The following is a 26,253-nucleotide window of genomic DNA, read 5'->3' as shown; positions in this document are numbered from 1 at the left end:
GCTTTTTTAATGAGGGAGTTCAAAACAACCTGCAAAAATGCTATATTGCACGCAAATTTAGCCTATTTGATCACATTCTTATATTCACGGTTTCTATGAAAAATTATCACGATATGGCACTGGCACTCGCCGGTGTTTGCCAATCTGCCGCACTCATCAATCAACTTGCGATGAAAGGCGATGTGATTTATCAAGATGCCTTTCAAACTTCATTACATTCACTTTTGCAAATTCAACCCAGCGATACCCTTGCGGTTTTTAACGGACACGCCCGCCATTTGAAATTGGGTTTGGAAACTTTAATTGAACAATTAACCGCCCTAAATGATCGCAATCTTGTGACTTATTGGAGCAGTTTGCTTGGCTTAGAAAGTCGTCTAAACCAAAATGCAGCAGCCAAAGCTCAACTGGCACAACGTATTCAACGCCTGCCGGAGCAAATGGCGTATTATGATTTGCTTGATTCCCGTATGCTTTCCATTATGGCGAATATTTACATTGATGTGATTAGCCCGTTAGGCAGAAGAATTCACATTGTAGGCGAGGCGAATTATCTGCAACAACAGGGCATTCAGGACAAAGTTCGGGCTTGCTTACTCGCCGGCATTCGTGCCGCAGTGTTATGGCGACAAGTCGGTGGCAGCAAGTGGCAGTTATTATTTTTTCGTGGACGAATAGTCAACGCGGCAAAAGAAATTTATTCAACAATTTAATTTAACCAACATCTCTTAATACCGGAGTATTTTATGCAACTTTCCGCACTCACTGCAATTTCCCCGATTGACGGACGCTATCAAGATAAAGCGACCGCACTTCGTGATATTTTCAGCGAATTTGGCTTGCTCAAATTTCGTGTTACCGTTGAAGTCCGTTGGCTACAAAAGTTGGCGGCGACCGCCGAAATTAAAGAGGTTTCTGCTTTGTCTCAAGAGGCAAACGATTACCTTAATAAAATTGTTGGCGAGTTTAGTCTAAAAGATGCTGAACGTATTAAAGAAATTGAACGTACGACAAATCACGATGTAAAAGCGGTGGAATATTTCTTAAAAGAAAAAAGTGAAGCCTTGCCGGAACTGGCAAAAGTTGCCGAATTTATCCATTTCGCCTGTACTTCGGAAGACATCAACAATCTTTCTCACGCATTAATGCTGAAAACTGCACGGGATAGCGTGATTCTACCGGAATGGCAAAAACTCATTGATGACATTACTCATCTTGCAAACGAATATAAAACCATTCCGTTGCTTTCACGCACACACGGGCAACCGGCTTCACCAAGTACCATTGGGAAAGAAATGGCAAATGTGGTTTACCGTTTACGCCGTCAATTCAAACAACTACAACAAAATGACATTCTGGGCAAAATTAACGGTGCGGTAGGAAATTACAATGCCCACCTATCCGCTTATCCAAACCTTGATTGGCATAAATTCAGTGAGGAATTTGTTACCTCACTCGGTCTAAACTGGAATCCGTACACAACCCAAATTGAACCGCACGATTACATCGCCGAATACTTTGATGCAGTGGTGCGTTTTAACACGATTATTATCGATTTTGACCGTGATCTTTGGGGCTATATCGCCTTAAATCACTTCAAACAACGCACTATTGCAGGCGAAATTGGGTCTTCCACTATGCCGCACAAAGTCAACCCAATCGATTTTGAAAATTCCGAAGGTAATCTCGGCTTGGCAAATGCCGTGATGACCCACTTAGCGCAAAAATTGCCAATTTCCCGTTGGCAACGTGATTTAACGGATTCTACCGTATTACGCAACCTTGGTGTGGGCGTGGGCTATTGCTTAATTGCTTATGCCGCAACCCGCAAAGGGATTAGCAAATTAGAAGTAAATGAACCACATTTGCGTGATGAACTCAACCAAAACTGGGAAGTACTTGCCGAACCAATTCAAACGGTAATGCGCCGTTATGGCATTGAAAAACCTTATGAAAAACTCAAAGAACTCACACGTGGTAAACGTGTGGATGAACAGGCAATGCGTGAGTTTGTGGAAAAACTTGATATTCCTGCCGAAGAAAAAGCCCGCTTGCAACAGCTTACGCCGGCAACCTATATTGGCGCAGCGGTTCAGTTAGTGGAAAAGCTGTAATTTAAAGTGATAAAAGTGCGGTTAAAATTCAAAGAAAATTTTGACCGCACTTTTTTCATTACAATCAAAATTAGACGAAGATCAAAGCAAGTGTATTTTTTGCAAGACAAAAAAGCAAAATAGCTTTATCATACGCCCCGATTTAGGCTTGCCTAATACATATTTTTATTAACTTAAAGAGGAAAACTAAAATGGCAAAAATCGTTAAAGTGATTGGCCGTGAAATCATCGACTCACGCGGTAACCCAACAGTAGAAGCAGAAGTTCATTTAGAAGGTGGCTTTGTAGGCCTTGCGGCTGCCCCATCCGGTGCGTCAACCGGTTCTCGTGAAGCGTTAGAATTACGTGATGGCGACAAATCCCGTTTCTTAGGCAAAGGTGTCTTAAAAGCAGTTTCTGCCGTAAACGGCCCTATCGCAGACGCATTAGTGGGTAAAGATGCATTAAATCAAGCTGAAATCGACCAAATTATGATCGATTTAGACGGCACAGAAAATAAATCTAACTTCGGTGCGAACGCAATCTTAGCGGTTTCTTTAGCGAACGCAAAAGCAGCGGCAGCTTCAAAAGGTTTGCCACTTTATGCTTACATCGCCGAATTAAACGGCACACCGGGCGTATATTCTATGCCATTACCAATGATGAACATCATCAACGGTGGTGAACACGCAGACAACAACGTTGATATTCAAGAATTTATGATTCAACCGGTTGGTGCAAAAACTTTACGTGAAGCACTTCGTATCGGTGCGGAAGTTTTCCACAATTTAGCGAAAGTATTAAAAGCAAAAGGTATGAGTACAGCCGTTGGTGACGAAGGTGGTTTCGCACCAAACCTTGCTTCCAATGCTGACGCTTTGGCTTGTATCAAAGAAGCGGTTGAAAAAGCCGGTTATGTATTAGGTAAAGATGTTACCTTAGCAATGGACTGTGCTTCTTCCGAGTTCTACAACAAAGAAACCGGCAAATATGAAATGAAAGGCGAAGGTCGTTCATTCACTTCTGAAGAATTCACTCACTATCTTGAAGAATTAACCAAACAATACCCAATTGTGTCTATTGAAGACGGTCAAGATGAATCTGACTGGGACGGTTTTGCATACCAAACCAAAGTATTGGGCGACCGTGTTCAATTAGTGGGTGATGACTTATTCGTAACCAATACCAAAATCTTAAAAGAAGGTATCGAAAAAGGTATTGCAAACTCAATCTTAATCAAATTCAACCAAATCGGTTCTTTAACCGAAACCTTAGCCGCTATCAAAATGGCGAAAGATGCAGGCTATACCGCCGTTATCTCCCACCGTTCAGGTGAAACCGAAGATGCGACTATTGCGGATTTAGCAGTAGGTACTGCAGCAGGTCAAATCAAAACCGGTTCAATGAGCCGTTCTGACCGTATTGCGAAATACAACCAATTAATCCGTATTGAAGAAGCATTAGAGCGTGTAGGCACACCGGCTGCATTCCCGGGCTTAAAAGCGGTTAAAGGTCAAGCGTAATTTTCGTTGATTTAGACTAAACTACACCGCACTTTTGAAAGAAAGTGCGGTGTTTTTCTATTAATGTTAAGGAAAGAAAATGCTCCATCTCACCCTTGAAGACGAACTCTTTCTCGGTACGCCAAAACAAGTTGGCACACATTCCACCGCGCACGATCACTTTGCCGTGATGTTTGAAGATGACGGGGAAACCGGTTATTTTTATGCCCTTGATATGCGTCAAAACGGACAACCTATTGTCGATGTATTGCACGTTTATAATGTGGATTCTACCTCTAATCATCACGAAGCCCGTAAATTGGAAATTTGTTGGGATGAAAGTGGTTATTTGGCATTACTGTTGATTAATGGTTATCCACACGCCGTTTTTGATTTTGCCCGCTTGGTCGGTTACAACAGCAGCAAATATCCACAACCTGATTTAATGAGTATGTGGACACGGGAAGAACTTACCAATGACAAAGCCGAACAATGGCTCGGCGTACCAACGATTAAATAAATGAAATTTTACCGTAACCTCCAACCGTTTAAAGTCATCAGCTTTGATTTGGATGATACCCTTTATGATAACCGTGAAGTCATTCGCACTGCGGTGGCAAAGTTTTTACAATACGTGCAAGATCTCACTCAATGCCCCACTCTCGAAAAAGAATGGCTTGAGCAAAAAGAGAAAATTGCCTTGGAAAATCCATTGCTAAGCGAAGATGTGACGGAATGGCGTAAAGAAACATTGCGTCAATTGCTGATTAAAAAAGGCAAAAACTCCGCTGAAATTGACCGCACTTTACCCCTTGCAATGCAGGAATTTTTATATTGGCGACATCAAATTCATCTTCCTCAAGAAACATCTGTGGTTTTGAATGCCTTAAAAAAAGATTATAAGCTCAGTGTGATTACCAACGGAAATGTTGATCCCTCGCTTATTGGCTTACCCCCCTTTGATCTTATTTTGCGTGGCGGTGAACACGGCAGAGCAAAACCACACGAGGATTTATTCCACCAAACGGCAGATTATTTCAATGTCACCCCCCAAGAAATTTTGCACGTTGGCGACAACCTTACAACGGATGTACAAGGGGCAATTCAAGCCGGTTGCCAAGCGGTTTGGATTAATTTGTCGGAAAAAACACTGTCGGCTTTTGCCGAAGCAACCCTTTTACCTACTTTAGAAATCAATCAATTAACCGAACTCCTTAAACTATGAAAAAGAAAAATCAAATTCTTGTTACCCTTTCCATTGTCGCTTTACTTGGCGGCTGCTCGGAAGAAGAAGTACAACGCGATGTCTATCATTCTCTTGAAGATTGCCTTGCTGACTGGAAAAAAATTGAGTTATGTGAAGCGGATAAAAACACTGAAAATGCACAAACTGCACCGATGAATGGAAATCAACAAACAACATCGGCGCAAAACAACCCATCACTTTCCGGTTTAGGTTTGCGCAATAATAGCGACAATACAAATGCAGGAAATGAATGGCAAAATGCAAATCAAGAAAATTCGCTCAATAATAGCGGAGCAGAAACAACCGCTAATGTGGAAAGTAATGATCCCTCTTTAGGGGCTGCCATTGCCGGCGGTGTAATGGGATATATGGCGGCACGTGCCATCAGCAATTTTTTAGGCCCGAGTTATCACCCAAGCAATCGTGCGGTTTCCACGCCGACAGGACAAGTGATTCAACCGCAAACCAACCGTTCTGTGGGTAAACCGATGTTAGTAAAAGGGAATGTCGGCAGTATGAACAGCAAACCGATTTCTCGCGGCGGTTTCACCTCCCCAAGCAGTTCAAACCGCAGTAGTGGAGGCTAAAATGAAACGTGTTAGCGGTTTTCCAACCCGTTCTGATATGGTGCAGCAGCTATTAGATGTTGGCTTTGATTATTACAATCTGCCTTCAAGTGATGGTTCACATTACTGGTCGGATAATGTCGCCTATGAATTTACCCTCGCGGAAATCGATCGTATTGAAGACAGCACAAATGAACTTCATTCAATGTGTTTGGATTTTGTTGCCGATGAAATCAAGCTGGGTGATTATAGCTATTATCGTTTTACCGATTTACAAAAACAGTTGATTGAGGATTCGTGGCGAAAACAATCCCCTTATTTATACGGGCGTTTTGATTTTGGCTATGACGGCGAAAATTTGAAAATGTTTGAATATAACGCCGACACACCAACTTCCTTATTAGAAGCGGCGGTAGTGCAATGGCAATGGTTGGAACAAATTGAAGGTTTATCACATCGTGATCAATTCAACTGGATTCACGAAGAATTGCTCAAGCATTTTACTTTCCTCAAACAGCAAAGCGGTAAAGCCGATTTTTACTTTGCCGCAATGCAAGAGGCAGGGCGAGAAGACTGGGGCAATTTAGATTATCTTGCCGATGTCGCTTACAATGCCGGCTGGAATATTCATCAGCTTGCGGTGGAAGATATCGGGTATAACAAAGAAAGCCAAGAATTTGTGGATCTCAACGATGCCCCAATCGAAATGCTATTTAAACTTTATCCCTTGGAGTGGCTAAGTGGAGCGGAATTTGCTCAACATCTTCCAACGGCAAAAACACATTTCATTGAACCGGCTTGGAAAATGCTATTAAGTAATAAGGCCTTATTGGCAAAATTATGGCAACGTTATCCGAACCATCCTAATCTACTTCCTGCCTATTTTAACAAATTTGATATTACCGATAGAAAAGCCATTTGGGTGAAAAAACCGTTACTTGGTCGAGAAGGGGCAAATGTGTTCTATTATGAAAAAAACAACGGCGTAGAATTTGCCGCCAAAGGTAGCGAACACTCCGCATTTTACGATACCGCCGGCTATATTTACCAACAAAAATTTGAACTCCCAAACTTTGATGGAATGTATCCGGTTATCGGATCTTGGGTGATTGGTGATGTAGCCTGTGGTATGGGATTACGGGAAGATTTTACCGCCGTTACAGGCAATGATAGCCATTTTGTACCGCACTATTTTGTACCGTAAATTATGTAGTAAATGCACAAAGCGAAATAATGCAAACGATAGGGATGAGCTCTCTCACGTCTGTGTTAAAAAAGTACGGCGTCCTACAATAGCCTTGAAATAAGATTTGTCCAATGTCTACGTCATATTGTAAAAATAAAAATGCGGTCAAATTTAACCGTAATGCAGATCAATTAATCCTCTTGACGATCGAAATGATCGTTAAATCATCCGGTATCAATTTTGGTACCGGATTATCTATGGAACTCTCACAAGCCCTCAACAAACTCAGTTCTTTCCTTGATGATGAATTGGTCTCTCAAGTTTTAGAAGAAAGTGGTATCGCAACAGTGAGAAAACGTAGACTTCTCCTCGAATCAGTCATTTGGTCGATCATTGGCATCGGTCTTTATCGCAAACAATCCTTGAGAAGTATCGTAAGCCAGCTTGATTTACCCCTCCCCGGTAAAAAACAGGTGATACCCCCCGAGTGCTTTGTTCAATCCAAACAACGATTGAGGGCAGAAAGCCTAAAACGACTTTTAAATTAGTTTCACCTTACTTTTATCAAGGGTACCCTAAATTGTGTGGGCTGAATCTCTTTTCTGTAGACGGAGTGGTTTTTAGAACTGAAGATACGTCTGAAAATGCACAAACTTTGGACGTTCGGGACATATCGCAGACAAAGGCTTTATCCTCAAGTAAAAGTGGTTTTGTCATATGGATTTAATGAGCCATCAGGTCATTAATAGCGATTATCAAGGGTACAAACATCCTCAACACAAAGCCATTGGCTTATTCCCTTACGAAAAGGGGTAAAATACGATGTCTTACGTGAATTAGGATTAGAAAAAACAGAAAAGGGTAAGCATTTTCAATGTATTACCTCTCTTCTTGATAATACAACTTATCCGGCGAACGAAGTTGTTTCAGTTTATCGACATCGCCGGGATTTTCATCTATTCTGCTAGCGCTTTTCGTAATTGTCCTTTTTCTTTTTCCAATAACGCCTGTGCCTCATTTTTTTCTAATCCGCTTAGAATCATCATAATCGCCAGTTTGGCATTTTGTTCGGCAAGCAGGAGGGTTTGTTCCGCCGTGGTTTTATCACATTCGGTCGCCAGCATTACAATGCGAATGGCGCGGGCTTTCAGTTTTTCGTTACTCGCTTGCACATCCACCATAAGATTTTCATAGCATTTGCCAAGTAAAATCATTGAAGCGGTGGAAAGCATATTCAGCACTAATTTTTGTGCCGTACCGGATTTCAAACGGCTTGAACCGGTCAGCACCTCCGCCCCCACAATCGTATCAATAGCAATATCGGCTATTTTTGCCATTGCCGATTGAGGATTGCTTGAAATGGATACCGTTGTGGCACCAAGTTGTTTGGCATAACGCAACGCCCCCAAAACATAAGGTGTGCGACCACTTGCCGCAATACCAACCAGCACATCTTTTTCATTGAAATGGATTGCTTGTAAATCCACTTCTGCCGCGGTTGCATTATCTTCCGCCCCTTCCACCGGATGACGAATGGCACGCTCGCCACCGGCAATAATGCCTTTGACCATTTCATCGTTCACACCAAAAGTTGGGGGACATTCGGAAGCATCCAATACGCCTAATCGTCCACTTGTTCCCGCACCGATATAAACTAAACGCCCCCCCTGTTGAAATGCCTTTACAATGCCTTCCACCGCTTGTGCAATCTGTGGTAATGCCTCTGTGATGGCGGGGGGAACCTGTTTATCTTCCTCATTCATTAGGGTAACAATTTCCAAGGCGGAAAGTTGATCGAGATTGATTGAACGAGGATTCCGTTGTTCGGTAATTAATGTGGAGAGTGTGTTGAGAAGTTGTTCGTTCACGGTGTTTCCTATGATGAAAATGATGAAATATCGTGGTGTGGGAGCGATAAAAGCAATCAAGGCTTTGGAAAAATAGCCCCTAAACTGACCGCACTTTTTGCACCGGTTACCTCCGGTAAATTGCCTGATTGATTGTGCATTCGGCGATAAGCCAACCACGCAAAAGCGGCTGCCTCTACATAATCCAAATCCATTCCAAATTCATTGGTGGTGTGAATATGCCATTGCGGTAACGCCTCTTTAAGACGTTGCATCATTAACAAATTTTTCGCCCCACCACCACAAACCAAGAGGCGTTTGGGTAACGCGGTATCAATGTTTTTCAGGCTATCTGCAATCGTGCGAACGCTAAATTCGACTAATGTGGCTTGCACATCTTGCGGTGAAAGTGCGGTTGTTTTTGACTGCGTTTTTTCAATTTTATCCTTCAACCACGTTAAATTGAAATGTTCCCGTCCTGTACTTTTTGGGGGCTTTTGTTGAAAGAAAGGTTCGTCCAGCAAATGATTCAGCAAGATTTTATTTACTTGTCCGCCTGCTCCCCATTCACCATTTTTGTCGTAAGGAATACCCCGATGTTTTTCGATCCACAGATCAAGCAATGTATTTCCTGTGCCGGTGTCAAAACCGATCACCGGTTGATTCGGAATTAATAAAGAGACATTGCTAATGCCGCCAATATTCAAGACAACAGTGGAATAGTGAGGATCTGAAAAGACCGCTTGATGAAATGCCGGTACTAATGGCGCACCTTGTCCGCCCAATGCCATATCTTTACGGCGAAAATCGCCTATGGTGGTGATCCCCGTGCGGGTGGCAACTAAATTCATATCGCCAATTTGCATTGTGAAAGGGTATTTCCCTTGTGGCGAATGCCACACCGTTTGCCCGTGGCAGCCAATGGCTTTAATTTGTGCCGGCAAAAGACGGTGTTTGTGTAAAAAATTATTGACACAATCGGCATAAAGTAAACCAAGTTGATGATCCAATTCGCCTAATTGCGACAAATTGGTTTCACCGGATTGCACCAGTGTACTGATTTTTTCCCGTAAATCAGCAGGCATTGGGGTAAAGTCCGCCGCCACTAATTTAGGCTGTGGCGAGGCAAAATCAACCAGTGCAACATCCACGCCATCAAGGCTGGTGCCGGACATTATGCCAATGTAATATTCCGTTTGCATATTAATTTAATGGATAAGGCAAGGGTTGAAGGGTAAGGCGGCTGCTATCTTGCGCTAGGCGGAAAATTTGGTCGCTCGGCATATCATTGTTCATCACCACTTGTAACCACAAAACGCCTTCAAGATTGACCGCACTTATGATTGTGCCGGTTTTACGCCAACTATTTTCAAGTTGCATTTCAATTTCACTGCCGATTTCAGGAAGGGTTTGTGTTTCGCCTTTCAGCGTAAACATTGCCCGCTTATTGGCACCACGATATTTTGCCCGTGCCACGGTTTCTTGCCCGATATAACAGCCTTTAGTAAAAGAAACGGCTTGTTCAATCGCTTGTAAATTTAAGGCTTGTGGAATAAATTCATTTTGAATTTTGGCGTTCAAATTTGGCAGTCCTGCCTGAATATCTGCCGATTCCCATTGCTTTTCATTACCGTTGAAGGTGATTGGTAGCGCGGTTTCGTTAAGCAAAATCGCACGGGTTTCATCAATTTCTAAGGTAAAGTGCGGTTGAATTTTTCCACATTTTTCACCGATTACGCCCACAATTTGCCACTCACGCAAATTCAGCCCAACTTTGGAAAACACCGCATATTTTTTCAAATTATCCAAGGCACTTGGTAATAAATCGCTTTTTACCAGTAGGAAAAATTGTTCGCTACTCACTTTTAATAAGCGAAAAATTGCACTCATTTTCCCTTTGGGATCGCAATGGGCGGTTAGCGTGGTTGCCCCTTCAGCCAATGACATCACATCGGTGGTTAGCTGACCTTGCAAATATTTTTCCGCATCCACGCCCTGCACTTCAATAAGTTGGTAATCATTAAGTTGGATAAATTGGGTCATTTTTCCCCCTATTCTAAATTTTGAATTTGCTCACGCATTTGTTCGATAAGGACTTTCAATTCCACGGCAGAGGCGGTGATTTCCGCATTGATTGATTTAGAGGCAAGGGTGTTGGATTCCCGATTGAGTTCTTGCATCATAAAATCTAATTTACGTCCGACTGCACCGCCTTTTTTCAGAATATTCGCCGTTTCTTTTACGTGCATTTGAAGGCGATCAAGCTCTTCTGCCACATCCACCCGCTGCGCAAGCAAAATCATTTCTTGTTCCAAACGTTGGGGATCGAGGCTAATTTTTGCCTCGTCAAAACGTTGCTGTAAGCGTTCACGTTGCCATTGCAAAACCACCGGCATTTGTGACCGCACTTTTTCCGTTTCCACTGAAATGGCTTCCAAACGTTGCTGAATAATTGCTTGTAATTTTTCCCCTTCACGCCCACGCATTGCAATGAAATCCTCTAGAAGGGTATCAAATGCCGTCAATAAATCTTGGCTAATGGCATCTAAATCCTGCTCCTGCGCTTCCACTACACCGGGATAACGCAGTACATCAGCCGGATTAATTTCGCCTTCGCCGGCTTGTGTTTTAATCCACTGCAAAGATTGAATTACCTGATTCGCCAGTTCTTTATTTAAATTCAGTTCGGCATTGGCTTGTTTTTTGGTTTCAATACGCAGGGAACATTCAATTTTACCGCGAGTGAGGTTTTGGCGTAGTTTTTCACGCAAGGTATTTTCTAAGCCACGAAATTGCTCCGGCAAACGGAAAAAATTCTCTAAATAACGTTGATTAACGGAACGAATTTCCCATACCGCATCGCCCCAGTCCTTTTTTACTTCCAAGCGGGCAAATGCCGTCATACTGTAAATCATAAGATCTCCTATCTTTATTTGTCTTAGTTGATTTGTCGGCTATTGTAGCGGGAAAGTGCGGTCAATCATAGGGGCGGTTTTTAGATTCGTTTTCTTCTCGGAATATTTATGACAAAGCGTTTACAATGTGTAAATTTTAAAATACAATCCTTGTCAATTTTTTATTACATATTAAGGAATCAAATATGAACAAAACAGTTGGCAGCACTTTGCTTGTTTCCGGCACGATGATCGGTGCCGGAATGTTGGCAATGCCTCTCACCTCTGCCGGTATCGGTTTCGGTTTTACCTTGGTTTTATTATTGGGGCTTTGGGCATTACTCACCTTCACCGCCCTTTTATTTGTGGAACTCTATCAAACCGCCGAAAGCGATGCGGGAATTGGCACACTGGCGGAGCAATATTTTGGTAAATTCGGGCGGATTGTTGCCACTGCTGTGTTAATTATTTTCTTATATGCATTAATTGCCGCATATGTGAGCGGTGGCGGTTCTTTATTAAGCGGTTTATTACCGGAAAGTTTTGATAGCAAAATCAGTATTCTTTTATTTACTGTGATTTTTGGGGCGTTTATTGTTATCGGTACACATAGTGTAGATAAAATCAATCGTGTGTTGTTTTTTGTGATGTTGGCGGCGTTCGCCGTGGTTTTAGGGTTAATGTTGCCGGAAATTAAAATGGATAATCTACTGGCAATGCCGATTGATAATGCACTGATTATTTCTGCCAGTCCGGTATTTTTCACCGCTTTTGGTTTCCACGGTTCGATTCCTAGCTTAAATAAATATTTGGGCGGTAATGTCAAAGCCTTGCGTATTTCTATTTTGGTTGGTTCGGCAATTACACTTGGCGCATATATTTTATGGCAACTTTCTACCCACGGTTTACTGACGCAAAACGAGTTTTTACAAATCTTAAAAGAGGATGCCACGTTAAATGGCTTAGTGAAAGCCACCCTTGCCATTACCGGTAGTTCCGTTATCGCAAGTGCGGTCAAATTATTCTCTACTTTGGCATTGGTGACTTCTTTCTTGGGCGTGGGATTGGGGTTATTGGAATGTATTGAAGACTTGCTAAAACGTTCATTTAACATTTCGGCAGGGCGTATTTCACTTGGCTTGCTCACTTTTATTCCGCCACTTGCATTCGCCTTATTTTATCCGGAAGGTTTTATTTTAGCCTTAGGTTATGCCGGTCAAATGTTTGCGTTTTACGCTGTTGTGTTACCGGTTAGTTTGGTGTGGAAAGCCCGCCGTATTCATCCTAACCTGCCATACCGTGTATGGGGCGGCAACTTCACCTTATTTGTGGTGTTGGTATTGGGCGTGGTGATTACCTCTATTCCATTTGCTATTCGTGCAGGGTATTTGCCGTTTGTTGTGGGTTAATCGAGAAATTCTTTATCATCGAATCAAAGTGAAAGTGCGGTCAATTTTGACCGCACTTTTGTCTCATAGCTGAATATTTCCGTCATAAATATGGGTTGCATCGCCTGTCATATAAAGTGGGTGGCCTTCCCCTTCCCATTCAATGGTCAGGCTACCACCCGGTAGATCAACCTGCACTTTATTCTCTAATAAACCTTGCATTATCCCCACGGCAGCGGCGGCACAAGCACCGCTTCCACAGGCTTGGGTTTCCCCTGCGCCACGTTCATACACGCGTAGTTTAATATGATGACGATTGATCACCTGCATAAAGCCTGCATTTACCCGTTCGGGAAAACGTTCGTGGCTTTCAAGTAACGGGCCTAATTGTGCAACATTTGCCGTGCGAATGTCCTCGACTTGCACCACACAATGTGGATTGCCCATTGATACCGCACCACACAGCACCGTTTGAATATCCGTTCTTAGAATATAGTTTTTCTCAAATTTATTCGCCGTAAAAGGAATTTTTGCCGGTTCCCAAATGGGTTCCCCCATATTGACACGGATTTTCCCGTCTTCTTTCACGGTTAAAATCATTTTGCCTTTTTGCGTGCTGACTGCAATATCCTGCTTGTTTGTCAAACTTTTTAAGGTAACAAAACGGGCAAAACAACGTGCGCCATTGCCACATTGCGCCACTTCACTGCCATCGGCATTAAAAATACGATAATGAAAATCTAAATCGGGATCATAAGGCGGTTCAACAATTAAAAGTTGATCAAAGCCAATGCCACGGTGACGGTCGGCAAGCCGTTTAATGGTTTCCGGCGTGAAATAAACATTTTGTGTAATGGCATCGACCACCACAAAATCATTGCCTAAACCGTGCATTTTGGAAAATTGCATTTCCTATCCTTAATTCTTTAAAAATGATAGCTAGGCATTATAGTAAGCAATAGATCGAATGGCAAATAGGCTTTAAATTGGAGAAGTGAATGAAAATTTTAGGAAAAGTGCGGTGAAATTTTAAGGTGTTTTTACAGATTGTAAGATACGTTCAACATTCCACCGCTTGTATTTTATGGTTTATGCCTTTGAGAAAATGACGTTTTCTTCTAAGCGTGATTTGGGTAATTTCGCATTGAAATCACTTTCTGCACGATAACCGAAGGAAACGACCGCCACCGCCGCGTAGCCTTTTTCACGCAAGCCGAATTCGCTATCTAATGCGGCAAAGTCAACGCCTTCCATTGGCACGCTGTCAATACCCAGTGCGGCAGCTGCCATTAATGTGAACCCCATATTGATATGTACCTGTTTTGACAACCATTGCGTTTCATCTTGTATTTTATTGCGGTGAATACCTAAGAAAGCTTTACGGGCATCATCACCGCCTTTTTTAAATTCAGCGGTGGCGTAACGTCCGTCTTTATCTTCTTGTTCTAAAATAGTAGTGAGGAAATCATCATCAGCCTGTAACTTCGCACAAAATACAACAACGTGCGAAGCCTCTGTAATTTTCGGTGTATTGAACGGAAAGTTTTCTGTTGCTTTGGCGATGCGTGCTTTACCCGCTTCATCATCGGCAATAACAAAATGCCACGGCTGGATATTGACACTCGATGGGCTATGACGCATTGCCGTTTTGATTTGTTCAAAATCTTCTACCGGAATTTTTTTCGTGCCATCAAATGCTTTCGTTGAATAACGTTGAGAAGTGATTTGTTTAATATTCATTATGTTTCCTTTGTATTGAGTTATTTAGGGGGCGGTATTATACAAAAATTGTGACACCGCACGATCCATTTTTCTTTCAAAAAGAAAAAGGACTGAATTCACAATATTGTTATCAGATTGTTATCACTCCTCTAATAAATGATTTTTCTTGTGCGGGAATGGATTTACATCCAAGCATTATTGCGGATAATTCCCACGGCAATACCTTCAATTTCAAAATTAGGCTGTTCTTCAAGATTCACAACGATAGGTTGAAATTCGTCATTTTCGGCGTGAAGATAGATTATAGATCCTTTACGTTCTAAACGTTTTACCGTTACTTCATCTTCAATACGGGCGACCACAACTTGCCCATTACGAACGTCTTTTGTACTATGGACTGCGAGCAGATCGCCGTCTAAAATACCAATATCTTTCATTGATTGCCCATAAACCTTCAACAAAAAATCTGCCTGCGGTTTAAACATATCGGCATCTACCCGATAAGTTCCTTCAATATGTTGTTCGGCAAGAATGGGCTCACCTGCCGCCACTCGACCAATTAATGGCAGCCCTTCTTCTTGTTCGCTATTGGCACTGTCATCCAAAATGCGAATACCGCGTGATGCACCGGCAATAATTTCAATTGCCCCTTTGCGAGCCAATGCTTTTAAATGTTCTTCCGCGGCATTCGGTGATTTAAATCCAAGTTCACGCGAAATTTCTGCACGGGTTGGCGGCATTCCGCTGGTTTCTAAATGCCGTTTGAGTAAATCCAATACTTCCTGTTGTCTGCTGGTTAATGGTTTCATATCCACTCCTGTTGTTATATACAGAAATTCTGTCATTATATACATAAGCCATAGTGTTGCAACCGTTATTTGTGATTTGCACGAAATTTTAGGGGATCGCCATTTCGTGAATGTGGTACTATTATGGAAATAATTGATAACAAAAGAGAACTTAATTATGTCGAGTATTATGAATGCTTATCGTAAATTGTTAGAATTTCCTTTGTCGTTCTTAGTCAAAAATAATCCGATTCCCGCCAACCCTGCTGAAGAACTTCAGCTAAATCTTACCCAACCGATTGTTTATGTTTTGCCTTATACCTCTCAAACGGATTTTGTGATTTTTCGCCGAAATTGTTTGAATGTGGGTTTGCCCGATCCGGCACAAAAAAATGATGTACGTGGTGTGAGTTTGCCACGTTATGTCTATTTGGATGAAGGTCGCCGTTTTTTTAAATCAAAAGGGGCAAAAGATGAAACCGTTCAAGTGTTTAATAAGTATTTGGAATTACACCGCACTTTTGAGGATTTAGATGTGCAAATGGTGCCGGTTTCCGTACTTTGGGGACGTTCACCGGGACACGAAGACAAAGCAGGCTTGCCGAATTTGCGTTTACTCAACGGTGTACAAAAAACCTTTGCGGCAATTTGGTTTGGACGTGATACGTTTGTGCGTTTTTCTCAAGCGGTTTCATTGCGCTATATGGCAAATGAACACGGTTCCGATGAAAAAATGGCACAAAAATTGGCGCGCGTAGCGAAAATGCATTTTGCCAGACAACGTATTTCGGCAACCGGCCCACGCCTGCCTAATCGTCAGGCAATGTTCAACAAATTGTTACAATCCAGCACCATTCAAGCAGCCATTGAAGATGAGGCAAAAAACAAAAATATCAGTCGTGAAAAAGCGGAAAAAGAAGCCTATAAAATTTTAAATGAAATTGCGGCAGATGTGAGCCACTCAAGCCTTCGTGCCGCTGATCGTTTTTTACGTTGGCTATGGAATAAACTGTATTCCGGTATTGATGTGCAAAATGCCGATCGCGTGCGTAAACTGGCACTGGAAGGCCACGAAATTGTTTATGTGCCTTGCCACCGTAGCCATATCGACTATTTATTACTTTCTTATGTGCTTTATCACCAAGGTTTAGTGCCGCCTCATATTGCCGCAGGGATTAACTTAAATTTCTGGCCGGTAGGGCGAATTTTCCGTAGTTGGGGGGCATTTTTCATTCGCCGTACTTTCAAAGGAAATCGCCTTTACTCCGCCATTTTCCGTGAATATTTAGCGGAATTATTCCACCGTGGGTACTCTGTGGAATATTTCATTGAAGGCGGTCGCTCCCGTACCGGTCGTTTACTTGCACCCAAAACCGGAATGATGTCAATGACCCTGCAAGCACTTCAACATAACCAAAGCCGCCCGATTTCTGTGGTACCGGTGTATGTGGGGTACGAACACGTTTTAGAAGTAGATACTTACGCAAAAGAATTGCGTGGTGCGGCGAAAGAAAAAGAAAATGCCGGCTTAGTGCTTCGTGTGATTAAAAAATTGCGTAATTTAGGGCAGGGGTTTGTTAATTTTGGCGAACCGATCACCTTATCCAACTATCTCAATCACCACTTCCCTGATTGGAAAGAACAAAATAATGAGGAAAAACCGCAATGGTTTAATCAAGCGGTGAGTGCTATTTCCAATCAAGTGATGGTGAACATTAATAAAGCGGCAGCGGTGAATGCAATGAACCTTGTGGGAACCGCATTACTTTCTTCCCGTCAACGCGCCCTTTCCCGTGAACAACTGTTGGAACAACTCGGTAGTTATCAACAAATGTTGCAATATGCCCCTTATTCCGAAGATATGGTGATACCGACAGATTCACCGGAAGCAATGTTGAACCACGTGTTAAGCCTTGATCGTGTTGGCGTATTAACGGAAAAAGATAATTTTGGCGAAATTGTTCGTCTTGAGCGCGCCTCTGCCGTATTAATGACTTACTATCGCAATAACATTCAGCACGCCTTTGTCTTGCCATCTTTAGTGGCGAGTATCGTGTTGCATTATGAAGCTATCCAAAAAGATCTGTTATTGGAAGCGGTGAGTAAAATCTATCCGTTCTTGCAAACCGAGTTATTTTTACACTTCACACAAGAAGAATTAAAAGTCCAAATAAGCAAAATTATCACGGAATTTACCCGCCAAGAGGTCATTCACACCAGCGAAAATTTGCTTTCTATTAATCGTCCGAAAGTACGTATTTTGCAACTTTGGTCTGCTGGCGTACGTGAAATTTTGCAACGTTATTACATCACCGTAACGCTCTTGCAAAAAGATCCAAATATTTCACGTGGTGCATTGGAAAAAGAAAGCCAGCTGGTGGCGCAACGTCTTTCTGTTTTGCACGGTATTAATGCTCCGGAGTTCTTTGACAAAGCCGTGTTCTCCGCATTTATTGCGAAATTGAAAGAGGAAAATTATTTCGATGAAGAAGGCAATGGCAACCTTGATAATTTGGGTGAACTTTCTTCTATTCTGGAACACCTCATTTCAAGCGAAATTAGCTTAACAATTCGGGGAGCGGCTGAAAAATTGGAAGAGGCAGAATAAAACGAAAAGAAAAGTGCGGTTAAAATTCTGAATATTTTGACCGCACTTTCTTACGTTTTTCATTCTATTTCTTCATCCCAATTATATAAATTATTCTGTTAGGAGGGTTTATGTATAGTAATTTCTCTTTGATTTGGATTCAAGATGCATTTCAAATTAGTGGTAATGAACAAGAAAAAGTATTAATTCTGGTTTACGCTGATAACGAGGAAGTTGCAAAAAGTTATATTCAATATTACCAACAAAAACATCAACTTCGCTTCTCTTTTCCGTTGGAGATATTATCATTAGAAAATTATGTACAATTTCATACGGATGATACATTAGCTGAAATGCTTTATTCAGAAGCGAAAAAACTCTCTAAAAAACAACCGCTATTTTTATTTTATCTTCATCGTAATAATCTTCCTCAAACAAGCTCACCTAATTTAAGAAAACAAATTTATGCCATTCCATCTTGGTCAGAACAAATTTCGATTTCAAAATTTGCACTATTTGAAGTGCCACTTATCATTGAATCCCGCTTATGGAATAATGGTGCTGAGGACAAATGCTATGCGGTGATTAATGCAGCAACAGCACGTTTCTTTCCTGACTTATTCCGTAATGAAAGTGTCAGTTATGCTTGTTTATTTCAAGGTGAAAAAGCAAAGACTTATGCGAATAATGCACCTTATTTAGTCGAACTTCCCAAAGGGCATGACATATTACCCCGTTTATTTTGTCGCAATGGTGAAAACTATGTAGAGGGAATTAATTATGGTGAACGTAATATTGGTATATTTTTTCATTCAAAGGCAACATTTGATGAATTATTAAACCATTTTCGGAAGTGGCTTATATTGCCGGATTACACAGAACACTTTTATTATTTTCGCTTTTTTGATCCAATTGTTTTAGAAGAATATCTTGACCGTTTACAAACCTATCCAACTAAATTAGCGGCATTTTTTAATGGAAATATGATTGAAAAAATATTTTGCATTAAACGTGGTGATGAATTAATTGAATATGAGCCTAGTGTTGATTTATCGACCTTTAAAAAGGCCAAAAAACAGTTTGATAAATTTGAGATTGAGGCATTTACCGAATTACATAATCATAGCCTTTGTCAAAAAATCATTGAAGAACTCATGTTACATCATCCTGAATTTGCTAATGCTTATGGTAAGGACATTGTAGAAAAAACAGTTAATCACGCTTATCGTTTGGCGAAATTTGGAAATATGAAAGGAACCATTAGTATTCTACAGTTGGCATTGGCAAATCTGATTTACGGGGATTCGATCAATTATTTGGATCCTGAAAATAAATTAAATGAAATTTTGGCGGCTGATTTCACCGAACAGGAAAAACAGTTTTATCTAGAAAAACGATTGGACGAATTAGAAAAACAAGGGCGTATTCGTCACCAATTACAACCAACAGGAGTACACCATGTCTAGTGTAGATACCGCACTTAATAAGATGATGGCATCTCATCAGCCGGAACAAATTGGCCGCTCGACAAATATGTGTCGCGCGGATGTGACAATTTATCATCATGACAGCTTAGCTGAATACCGTAAGCTGCCGGATGGTATTGTGGTAACGGTGTTTGATAGCTCCGGTAAGGCGTATCCGGCTAAGATTGAAAGTGGTGAAAGCGTGCATAACGGCGTGCTCTGCGGTGAGATTTCGTGGCAGCTATCGGGTGGTGAAGCGGTGTCTTCAACCTATACAAAAAAAGATAACCGCCGCTTAACCGAACAATCCGAACATACGCCGCTTAAAGCCTCAGACGGGTATGTATTGATAAAAGCCCGAAATCAATCTGATGATGAATTTACTATCTCAAAAGAACCCTTGAAACAACTTGCCGATCCCTTAAAAGTACAAGTGAGTTTTACGGAAAATAAAGTAGAAGCGGTGTATTTACCGCCACCAATTTTAGTGAATCTGCGCTTAAGGCAGAATGAGCCGGTGGTTCAATTAAAAGAGAAGGTTATTCAGCAGATTATTGATGACGGCGGACACGCAACATTATTTATCCATGGTTATAACGTCCCTTTGGGCAGTTTAGGGCGTTTTGCTTCAAGTGAAGAACTTGGCGAACAAGTGCAATATAGAAGCCAATTATCACCGGAACAAGTTCAGAAACCTTATCTGTACTATGATAATAAATTGATGAAACAGGCGGCTAATGTCGATTTACATAAGAAGTTAGAGAAAAATTATTTAGCCGAAGGCGTGAGTTATATAAAAATGGGGGAGCGGGATGTTTTTGCTCCTGCTGAAGTGAAAAAAAGCTATGATAAATTATCACCGCTCCTGAATGGTAAAGAAGCCTTATCTTGGTTTCCTCATGTTGAATTTCATTTGAATCTTGCCGCTTCGGGAAAAAAGAAGCTGGCGGAATTTGATGAATGGGATAAATATAGTCGGATTGTCGGCGTGACTTGGTCGGGCAGTGTCGATCCGGATTTAAATTTCTTTCGTGCGGAAATGTACGCTAATGAAGCCGGACGGGAACTTGCCAGCGTGTTGAAACAGTTGATTGGGGAAGAAGTAAAAATCAACATTATCACTCATTCTTTAGGGGCAAGGGTTGCACTTTCTGCCATGAATATCTTAGGTGATATGGCGGGTGAATATGATAATCGGATTGATAACCTGATTTTATGGGAACCTGCGGTGGCGGATAATGCGCTAACGAATTTGGATAATTATGAGGCGAAAAAAGTATTCAATCCGCTCGCTATGGAAATTTTCCCTTATGCCCATAAAGTACCGAAACATATTACCGTGTTATATTCACAAGAAGACGGCGTATTAGGCAGCGATCATAGTTATAGCGATTACGAACCGGTTGCGTTAATCGGCGGGGCTTATCCGAGCAAATATCTGTCTTTTACCACGGGTAATTCGGCACTAAAAGAATATTATAAAGATACGCGAATTTACAATTATGAGAAATCGGTTATTCAGATCAAGCACACCTGTGATCTGCTGTATGCCGGTGCAGAAAAACAATATCGACCCGATGAATGCGCGAAACTGCCTCATGCTTATCAAGTTAATCGTTATAAGCAAGAAATAGCGGCATTAATTCGAGAGGAAGCGGCAAGAGTGAACGACCCGGAAAATAGCCCGATTTTTATTCCGCCATTAACCTATTTAAAGCCTTGGAGCCATTTCAAATGCTTCCCTGAAGAAGTGTTAAATCACATTATTGATGTATTAATCGGAAATGCCTTGTCCGATTGGGAGAAAAGGGAAAATTATTTTAAAGTGCGGGCAGCATTGGGGCATCAGGGGGATCGGCAAACTATTGAGCATTTAGATAAGAACCTTGATAGACTTTCTTCGAAGAAAGATGCGATGTTGCATGATCCATTTCTTGAGAAATTAAGTAAAAAAGAAAAAAAATTAGAAAAATTAGAATATTTTGGTCAGGTAATTGACGAAGATGATGGTTCACAACGTTACTATTTTATCTCGCATTCGGCAATGCGAACCTGGGAATGGTTAGATTTGGATCGACATCAAGTTTTTCCATTGATTTACGAATACACTTATAAAGAATGGATTATGGATAGAAAAATTCAGGAACATTCGAAATTTGGGCGATACCCTAAAAACTCGGGAGGTGACCAATGAAAAATTTCTTTTTTTTAGTTCTATTTATCGCCTTAGGTTGGGGTGGATACTATGTGTATGAAAACCGCCATGATGTTTTTTCCAGTACGAAAGGTGTCAGAAATTTAAGTATTTCCAGTGACGGGCGGTATGTTGTGAGCGCGCATTACGGAAAAAAACTGGTGCTTTGGGATATAGAAAAACGAACCAAGACAGTGCTTGCAGAAAGAATTAATACAAACAGTCCTTATTTTATTCCGAATAGCCATGATTTTCTGTGGCAGGATAAAAATAATGTTGTGCATATTCAAAATGTAGAGGGACAAGAGATTGCTCATTTTAAGCATTACAAAGTTGAACGGCATTTAATGAGTGAAGACCGAACACTTTACATTAGCGCAGATCAGACGGGGGAAATTTATAAAGGTTATGGCGATGATACGGTGCCGATTTATACGGATACACCAACACGACGTCACTATAATTTTGATTTATCGGATAAATATTTTTTAACCGCCTCATCGGGTAGGGGGGAACGAGAAGATGGCTCAGTAGTAAAAATGAATCCAATCGCCGACCCGATTCAGCCAAGTGTCTATAAAAGAAGTAGCTATAACGGTGTTGTTTTATGGGATAGAAACACGTTAAAACCGGCAGCAGAGCTTTTTGGTTTTGGTGGACGCTCAGATGCGTTATTTAGTCCTGATGGAAAATGGATTATTGGGGGGGGGGAAAATAGGAGTGATTATATGTGGGAAGTGAACAATCTGCGAAATCGAATTCGCTTGGCTAATGCAGAATATGGTATTTATAATCCGGAAACGGATACTGATGACAAAAGTCAATTACTCCCAATACCGGATAAATTTAAAGGAAAACAGCATCATTCAATGAGTAGTACCGTAACTTATGCTTTTTTGACAGAGACAGATTTTATCCAAATTCGTTTTGGACCGAGTAAAGATGGACATGGGCAAGAAATCGTTTCGTTATATAGGGCCGGAGATCCTTGGATCAAAGGCTATGTAGAAATTGGTAATAATCCTGTAATTTCAACTAATGCTTTTGAAAAATCAAATAGCGTTGATTCAGCTCCCAAAGCTCATATCTTAGTCACCGGACAAGCCGCTCACGGCGGTATCAACGTTTACCGCTACCACCCCGATAAAATGGAGTTAGAAAAAATTTGGGTGGCGTATTAGTGGAAAAGTGCGGTTGGTTTTTGAGGAAATTTAATCAAAAAATCAACCGCACTTTTTTTCCATTGATTTACGAATATACTTATAAAGAATGGATTATAGATAGAAAAATTCAGGAGCATTCAAAATTTGGGCGATACCCTAAAAACTCGGGAGGTGATCAATGAAAAATTTCTTTTTTTTAGTTTTATTTATCGCCTTAGGTTGGGGCGGATACTATGTGTATGAAAACCGCCATGATGTTTTTTCTAGTACCAAAGGCGTCAGAAATTTAAGTATTTCCAGTGATGGTCGGTATGTTGTGAGTGCGCATTACGGAAAAAAACTGGTACTTTGGGATATAGAAAAACGCACTAAGACAGTGCTGGCAGAAAGAGTTAATACAAACAGCCCTTATTTTATTCCGAACAGTCATGATTTTATGTGGCAGGATAAACATAATGTTGTACATATTCAAAATGTAGAGGGACAAGAGATTGCTCATTTTAAGCATTATAAAGTCGAACGGCATTTAATGAGTGAAGATCGAACACTTTATATCAGTGCAGATCAGACGGGGGAAATTTATAAAGGTTATGGTGATGAGATGACACCGATTTATACGGATACTCCAATTCGGAATTATTATAATTTTTCCTTGTCAGAAAAATATTTTTTATCCGCTTCTCCGGGCGGACCTTACGATCCTGATTCTGCGGTAGAGCTAAATCCTAAAGCAGATCCGATTCAACCGAGTGATTATAAAAAAAGCAGCTATAATGGTGTCACGTTGTGGGATAGAGTAACGTTGAAGCCGGTAGCCCGTCTTGGCGGTTTTGGAGGGCGCTCGGATGTCTTATTTAGTCCTGATGGAAAATGGATTATTGGAGGGGGAGAGAACAAGAGGGATTATATGTGGTCGGTCGATAATTTAAATTACCGCCTACCATTGGCATCAATAAATGGATTTTATAATGAAGAAACCAAAACTCGTGAAACAGGAGGGAATCGCCCTATTCCTGAAGGCGTTTTACTTGCAACACCACATACTGTTGCTTATGCCTTTGTTACTGATACAGAATTTATACAGTTAACTCAAACCGGTATGATGGATGGTACGGGGAATGAATATATGAATTTATATACTGTTGGTGAGCCATGGATTAAAGCCTATGTGAACATTGGTTTTTATCCTGCGATTTCAACTAATGCTTTTGAAAAATCAAATAGCGTTGATTCAGCTCCCAAGGCAAATATCTTAGTAACAGGACAAGCTGTTCACGGTGGCATCAACGTTTACCGCTACCACCCCGATAAAATGGAATTGGAGAAAATCTGGGTGGCATATTAGTAGGAAAGTGCGGTTGGTTTTCTAAGTGTTTTTTATATTTAAAATTTAACGGGAAAATTGACCGCACTTTTTGTTTCATTACTTGGTCGGATAGCGTCGATCCGGATTTACATTAAGCTATTGTTATGATAATGCTGTATTAAAGTCTCATTGTAGGAGAATGTTGTGTTTAGATTTTTCATTGGAATACTTGGTATACTTTTTCTAGGGCTTCTTATCAGCTTTGGAATGGGGTCACTCAATATCTTTGTATTTGCTGTGTTTATCCCTTATTTTGTTATTTTCGTTTTTGCCTATTATTTTTTATATTTTATTATTCATTTTTTTTATAAAAAGCCATTTTCTAGTGAGTTTAAATTCTTTTTACTTATTCCTACAGCACTCTCTTTTTGGGGATATTATGAGCTTAATTCTTTCTATGAAGAGAAAACAAGAGTTATCGAATTAAATAAAGAGAAATTATTTCTTCGAAAAGCATTAGAAAACCTCCCTTCCAATATTGAAATTTCAGATAGATTTATTATTTCAACCCAAGATAGATTTGATAATCAAGGTAACCCTATTACTTTTAAATGGGGAGAATTAAATTTAACTAGTCTTGATGCAGATGGCTTATATAAAGTTAAAGTGTCTAGCTTAAATCAACCTAAAGAATTACCAAAAGGAATGTTATGTAGTTCAGATATTATATTTGAAAGAAAAGATGAAAGTAAGCAAGATGTAGACGATAATACTTACCGCTATGAAAATTATAGATTTGATAGTTGTAAAATAAAAAATTGGATTTTAGAGTTGAATAATCAGAAGATTCAGCTAGAAAATTTTATACTCCATTCTAATGATAAAGAATATATTTGGTATAAATACAATAATATTGCTGGAGAAATAAAAAAAGCTGCGAATAAATTAAATCTTACCCATTATTGGGTTGCTGTATTAGATGGCTATGCAAGATTGGATAATGAGTGGATAGTTGATGGAATAGCTCTTCTTTTAAACGAAGAAGCACAAGTCATCTCATTATTAGGGACGATTCAGCACTCATCTGGTTTAAATAATATACAGATACAAGGTTGTTTAATTAAGCCTAGTCAGTTTGTTGCTTTACTATCTAACCCTAATAATGGAAGAACAGCTGTAGATTTGGAAGGGGTAAACACGACTTGCCCAAGTACCATAGAACCTTCATTTGCCTATTTTAATAAGCCATTAAATAGCGAAACATCATTTTATAATCGTGTCGGAGATATTCAAGAGCAAGCGAAAACACTTTTATCTCCTTTTTTATTTCCTGATCCTGATATTCGTATTGCTTGGAAAGAAGAATTGCCTCGATTATATACTATATACTCTAATAATCAGATACCGTTCTTCTGGAATAATTTAAAAATGAAAAGACTAGAGTTTAGTAATTCGTCTGCATATGTAGAATTAGCAAACGATAGTTTACTTAAATTAGAAACATTTTATTGTGCAGGAATTGCTTATTTTAAACATAATTTATATCCTATTGATAATTCCTTAAAAAAGAAAAATTTTACCTTGATAGGATGTAATATTAATAATGGAAAAATGAAATTGAATAATCAAGATATTAATCTATATAGTGGTAAAGTTTCTTACTTCTTTCCAAAAAGTTTATCTGTTGAAAATAATGAGTTTTTTCATCATCAGGAAGAGGATGGTAAATTAGTTTCAGATTATATAAAAATAGAGCTTGAGGAGGAATTACTTATAATGAAAGTAGAAGATAGTTTTTATTATTTAAAGAAAGCGATACTAGATAATAAGGGAAATGTGATTGCTTTATCTGGAAGGTTAGAAAATGAAAATAAAAATAAAGAAGAAACATTTAGTTTAGAGAATGGTCGTTATAATGATAATGGTGTAGGATTTAAGTTATTTAATTTTTCAAAGAATGAAGTAGATATGACATTATCTTCTTATCTGAGTTGCAAGGATTTTATGACTTCCCAAAAAAATAGTTATTGCGATGGTGCTATTCAACGACATACTTATGAGCTTATTCATTAATGAGAGAAAGCAAATAGTGGTTCTTATAAAATTGTAATGGTTCAAAATTCAATAATGTCTCCTTTGCCCCAAAATCGCATATTTTAGTGACAGGACAAGCGGTTCACGGCGGTATCAACGTTTACCGTTATCACCCCGATAAAATGGAGTTAGAAAAAATTTGGGTGGCGTATTAGTGGAAAAGTGCGGTTGGTTTTTGAGGAAATTTAATTAAAAAAATCAACCGCACTTT

General features: G+C 40.2%; 22 protein-coding genes and 1 pseudogene. 16 read left to right on the top strand and 7 right to left on the bottom strand.

The window, feature by feature from the left end:
* The first annotated feature begins 95 nt into the window (after window positions 1-95).
* The 8 genes from hflD to BKL49_RS03565 all read left to right on the top strand — a co-directional run bounded on the left by hflD (window position 96) and on the right by BKL49_RS03565 (window position 7,141).
* Complete coding sequence (gene hflD, locus BKL49_RS03600; protein ID WP_077423259.1) at window positions 96-713, top strand: high frequency lysogenization protein HflD; 618 nt, start codon at window positions 96-98, stop codon at window positions 711-713.
* Between the two features lie 33 nt (window positions 714-746).
* Entirely contained in the window at window positions 747-2,114 is a 1,368-nt protein-coding gene (purB, locus tag BKL49_RS03595; protein WP_077423258.1) for an adenylosuccinate lyase, read from the top strand.
* A 191-nt stretch (window positions 2,115-2,305) separates the two neighbouring features.
* Window positions 2,306-3,616, top strand: coding sequence for a phosphopyruvate hydratase (eno, locus tag BKL49_RS03590; RefSeq protein WP_077423257.1), 1,311 nt, complete (start codon window positions 2,306-2,308; stop codon window positions 3,614-3,616).
* A 79-nt stretch (window positions 3,617-3,695) separates the two neighbouring features.
* Entirely contained in the window at window positions 3,696-4,115 is a 420-nt protein-coding gene (locus tag BKL49_RS03585; protein ID WP_077423256.1) for a DUF2251 domain-containing protein, read from the top strand.
* Complete coding sequence (locus BKL49_RS03580; protein WP_077423255.1) at window positions 4,116-4,820, top strand: HAD-IA family hydrolase; 705 nt, start codon at window positions 4,116-4,118, stop codon at window positions 4,818-4,820.
* A complete protein-coding gene (locus BKL49_RS03575; protein ID WP_077423254.1) occupies window positions 4,817-5,428 on the top strand; it encodes a hypothetical protein in 612 nt (203 codons plus the stop codon). Before BKL49_RS03580 ends, BKL49_RS03575 begins: the two co-directional genes overlap by 4 nt.
* A 1-nt stretch (window position 5,429) precedes the next feature.
* Window positions 5,430-6,611, top strand: coding sequence for a glutathionylspermidine synthase family protein (locus BKL49_RS03570; RefSeq protein WP_077423253.1), 1,182 nt, complete (start codon window positions 5,430-5,432; stop codon window positions 6,609-6,611).
* A gap of 113 nt (window positions 6,612-6,724) precedes the next feature.
* Window positions 6,725-7,141 (top strand): transposase domain-containing protein, encoded by a 417-nt coding sequence (locus tag BKL49_RS03565; RefSeq protein WP_077423252.1) that lies wholly within the window; start codon window positions 6,725-6,727, stop codon window positions 7,139-7,141.
* Window positions 7,142-7,549: 408 nt separating this feature from the next.
* Here the strand turns inward: BKL49_RS03565 and murQ are convergent, their stop codons facing one another.
* From murQ to BKL49_RS03545, 4 genes are read right to left on the bottom strand one after another with little or no spacing between them, the layout of a single operon-like run.
* Window positions 7,550-8,461, bottom strand: coding sequence for an N-acetylmuramic acid 6-phosphate etherase (gene murQ / locus BKL49_RS03560; RefSeq protein ID WP_077423251.1), 912 nt, complete (start codon window positions 8,459-8,461; stop codon window positions 7,550-7,552).
* 56 nt (window positions 8,462-8,517) lie between these two features.
* A complete protein-coding gene (locus BKL49_RS03555) occupies window positions 8,518-9,642 on the bottom strand; it encodes an anhydro-N-acetylmuramic acid kinase (protein ID WP_077423250.1) in 1,125 nt (374 codons plus the stop codon).
* A gap of 1 nt (window position 9,643) precedes the next feature.
* The gene (gene ygfZ, locus BKL49_RS03550; protein ID WP_077423249.1) at window positions 9,644-10,483 is read right to left on the bottom strand and encodes a CAF17-like 4Fe-4S cluster assembly/insertion protein YgfZ; all 840 of its coding nucleotides are present in this window, start codon (window positions 10,481-10,483) and stop codon (window positions 9,644-9,646) included.
* 8 nt (window positions 10,484-10,491) lie between these two features.
* On the bottom strand, window positions 10,492-11,355 hold the full coding sequence (locus BKL49_RS03545) for a YicC/YloC family endoribonuclease (RefSeq protein ID WP_077423248.1): 864 nt from the start codon (window positions 11,353-11,355) through the stop codon (window positions 10,492-10,494).
* A 185-nt stretch (window positions 11,356-11,540) separates the two neighbouring features.
* Here BKL49_RS03545 and BKL49_RS03540 point away from each other — a divergent pair, with 185 nt between their 5' ends.
* The gene (locus BKL49_RS03540) at window positions 11,541-12,743 is read left to right on the top strand and encodes an aromatic amino acid transporter (protein WP_077423247.1); all 1,203 of its coding nucleotides are present in this window, start codon (window positions 11,541-11,543) and stop codon (window positions 12,741-12,743) included.
* Between the two features lie 63 nt (window positions 12,744-12,806).
* On the opposite strand, the gene dapF is transcribed toward BKL49_RS03540, so the two are convergent.
* From dapF to lexA, 3 genes are all read right to left on the bottom strand, one after another.
* A complete protein-coding gene (gene dapF, locus BKL49_RS03535; protein ID WP_077423246.1) occupies window positions 12,807-13,631 on the bottom strand; it encodes a diaminopimelate epimerase in 825 nt (274 codons plus the stop codon).
* Window positions 13,632-13,811: 180 nt separating this feature from the next.
* Window positions 13,812-14,462, bottom strand: a complete 651-nt coding sequence (gene nfsB, locus BKL49_RS03530) for an oxygen-insensitive NAD(P)H nitroreductase (RefSeq protein WP_077423245.1) — start codon at window positions 14,460-14,462, stop codon at window positions 13,812-13,814.
* Between the two features lie 164 nt (window positions 14,463-14,626).
* Window positions 14,627-15,253: a transcriptional repressor LexA gene (gene lexA / locus BKL49_RS03525; protein ID WP_077423244.1), complete on the bottom strand. Its 627-nt coding sequence runs from the start codon at window positions 15,251-15,253 to the stop codon at window positions 14,627-14,629.
* A 157-nt stretch (window positions 15,254-15,410) separates the two neighbouring features.
* Between lexA and plsB the strand changes: the two genes are divergently transcribed.
* From plsB to BKL49_RS12115, 7 genes and pseudogenes are all read left to right on the top strand, one after another.
* Window positions 15,411-17,840 carry a glycerol-3-phosphate 1-O-acyltransferase PlsB gene (gene plsB, locus BKL49_RS03520; protein WP_077423243.1) on the top strand — a complete coding sequence of 810 codons (2,430 nt, stop codon included), beginning with the start codon at window positions 15,411-15,413 and terminating at the stop codon, window positions 17,838-17,840.
* Between the two features lie 110 nt (window positions 17,841-17,950).
* Window positions 17,951-19,285, top strand: a complete 1,335-nt coding sequence (locus BKL49_RS03515; RefSeq protein WP_244151945.1) for a DUF4123 domain-containing protein — start codon at window positions 17,951-17,953, stop codon at window positions 19,283-19,285.
* Complete coding sequence (locus BKL49_RS03510; RefSeq protein ID WP_244151944.1) at window positions 19,278-21,479, top strand: alpha/beta hydrolase; 2,202 nt, start codon at window positions 19,278-19,280, stop codon at window positions 21,477-21,479. The genes BKL49_RS03515 and BKL49_RS03510 overlap by 8 nt, the downstream gene beginning before the upstream one ends.
* Window positions 21,476-22,660 (top strand): WD40 repeat domain-containing protein, encoded by a 1,185-nt coding sequence (locus tag BKL49_RS03505; protein WP_077423242.1) that lies wholly within the window; start codon window positions 21,476-21,478, stop codon window positions 22,658-22,660. Before BKL49_RS03510 ends, BKL49_RS03505 begins: the two co-directional genes overlap by 4 nt.
* A 160-nt stretch (window positions 22,661-22,820) precedes the next feature.
* Entirely contained in the window at window positions 22,821-23,987 is a 1,167-nt protein-coding gene (locus tag BKL49_RS03500; RefSeq protein WP_077423241.1) for a WD40 repeat domain-containing protein, read from the top strand.
* A 165-nt stretch (window positions 23,988-24,152) separates the two neighbouring features.
* The gene (locus BKL49_RS03495; RefSeq protein WP_077423240.1) at window positions 24,153-26,021 is read left to right on the top strand and encodes a hypothetical protein; all 1,869 of its coding nucleotides are present in this window, start codon (window positions 24,153-24,155) and stop codon (window positions 26,019-26,021) included.
* Window positions 26,022-26,074: 53 nt separating this feature from the next.
* Window positions 26,075-26,197 (top strand): annotated as a pseudogene (locus BKL49_RS12115) (WD40 repeat domain-containing protein); the annotation flags it as partial.
* Window positions 26,198-26,253 lie beyond the last annotated feature (56 nt).

It is taken from the genome of Rodentibacter myodis (assembly GCF_001999305.1).
Lineage (GTDB): Bacteria > Pseudomonadota > Gammaproteobacteria > Enterobacterales > Pasteurellaceae > Rodentibacter > Rodentibacter myodis.
This window is presented reverse-complemented; position numbering and strand designations above follow the sequence as displayed.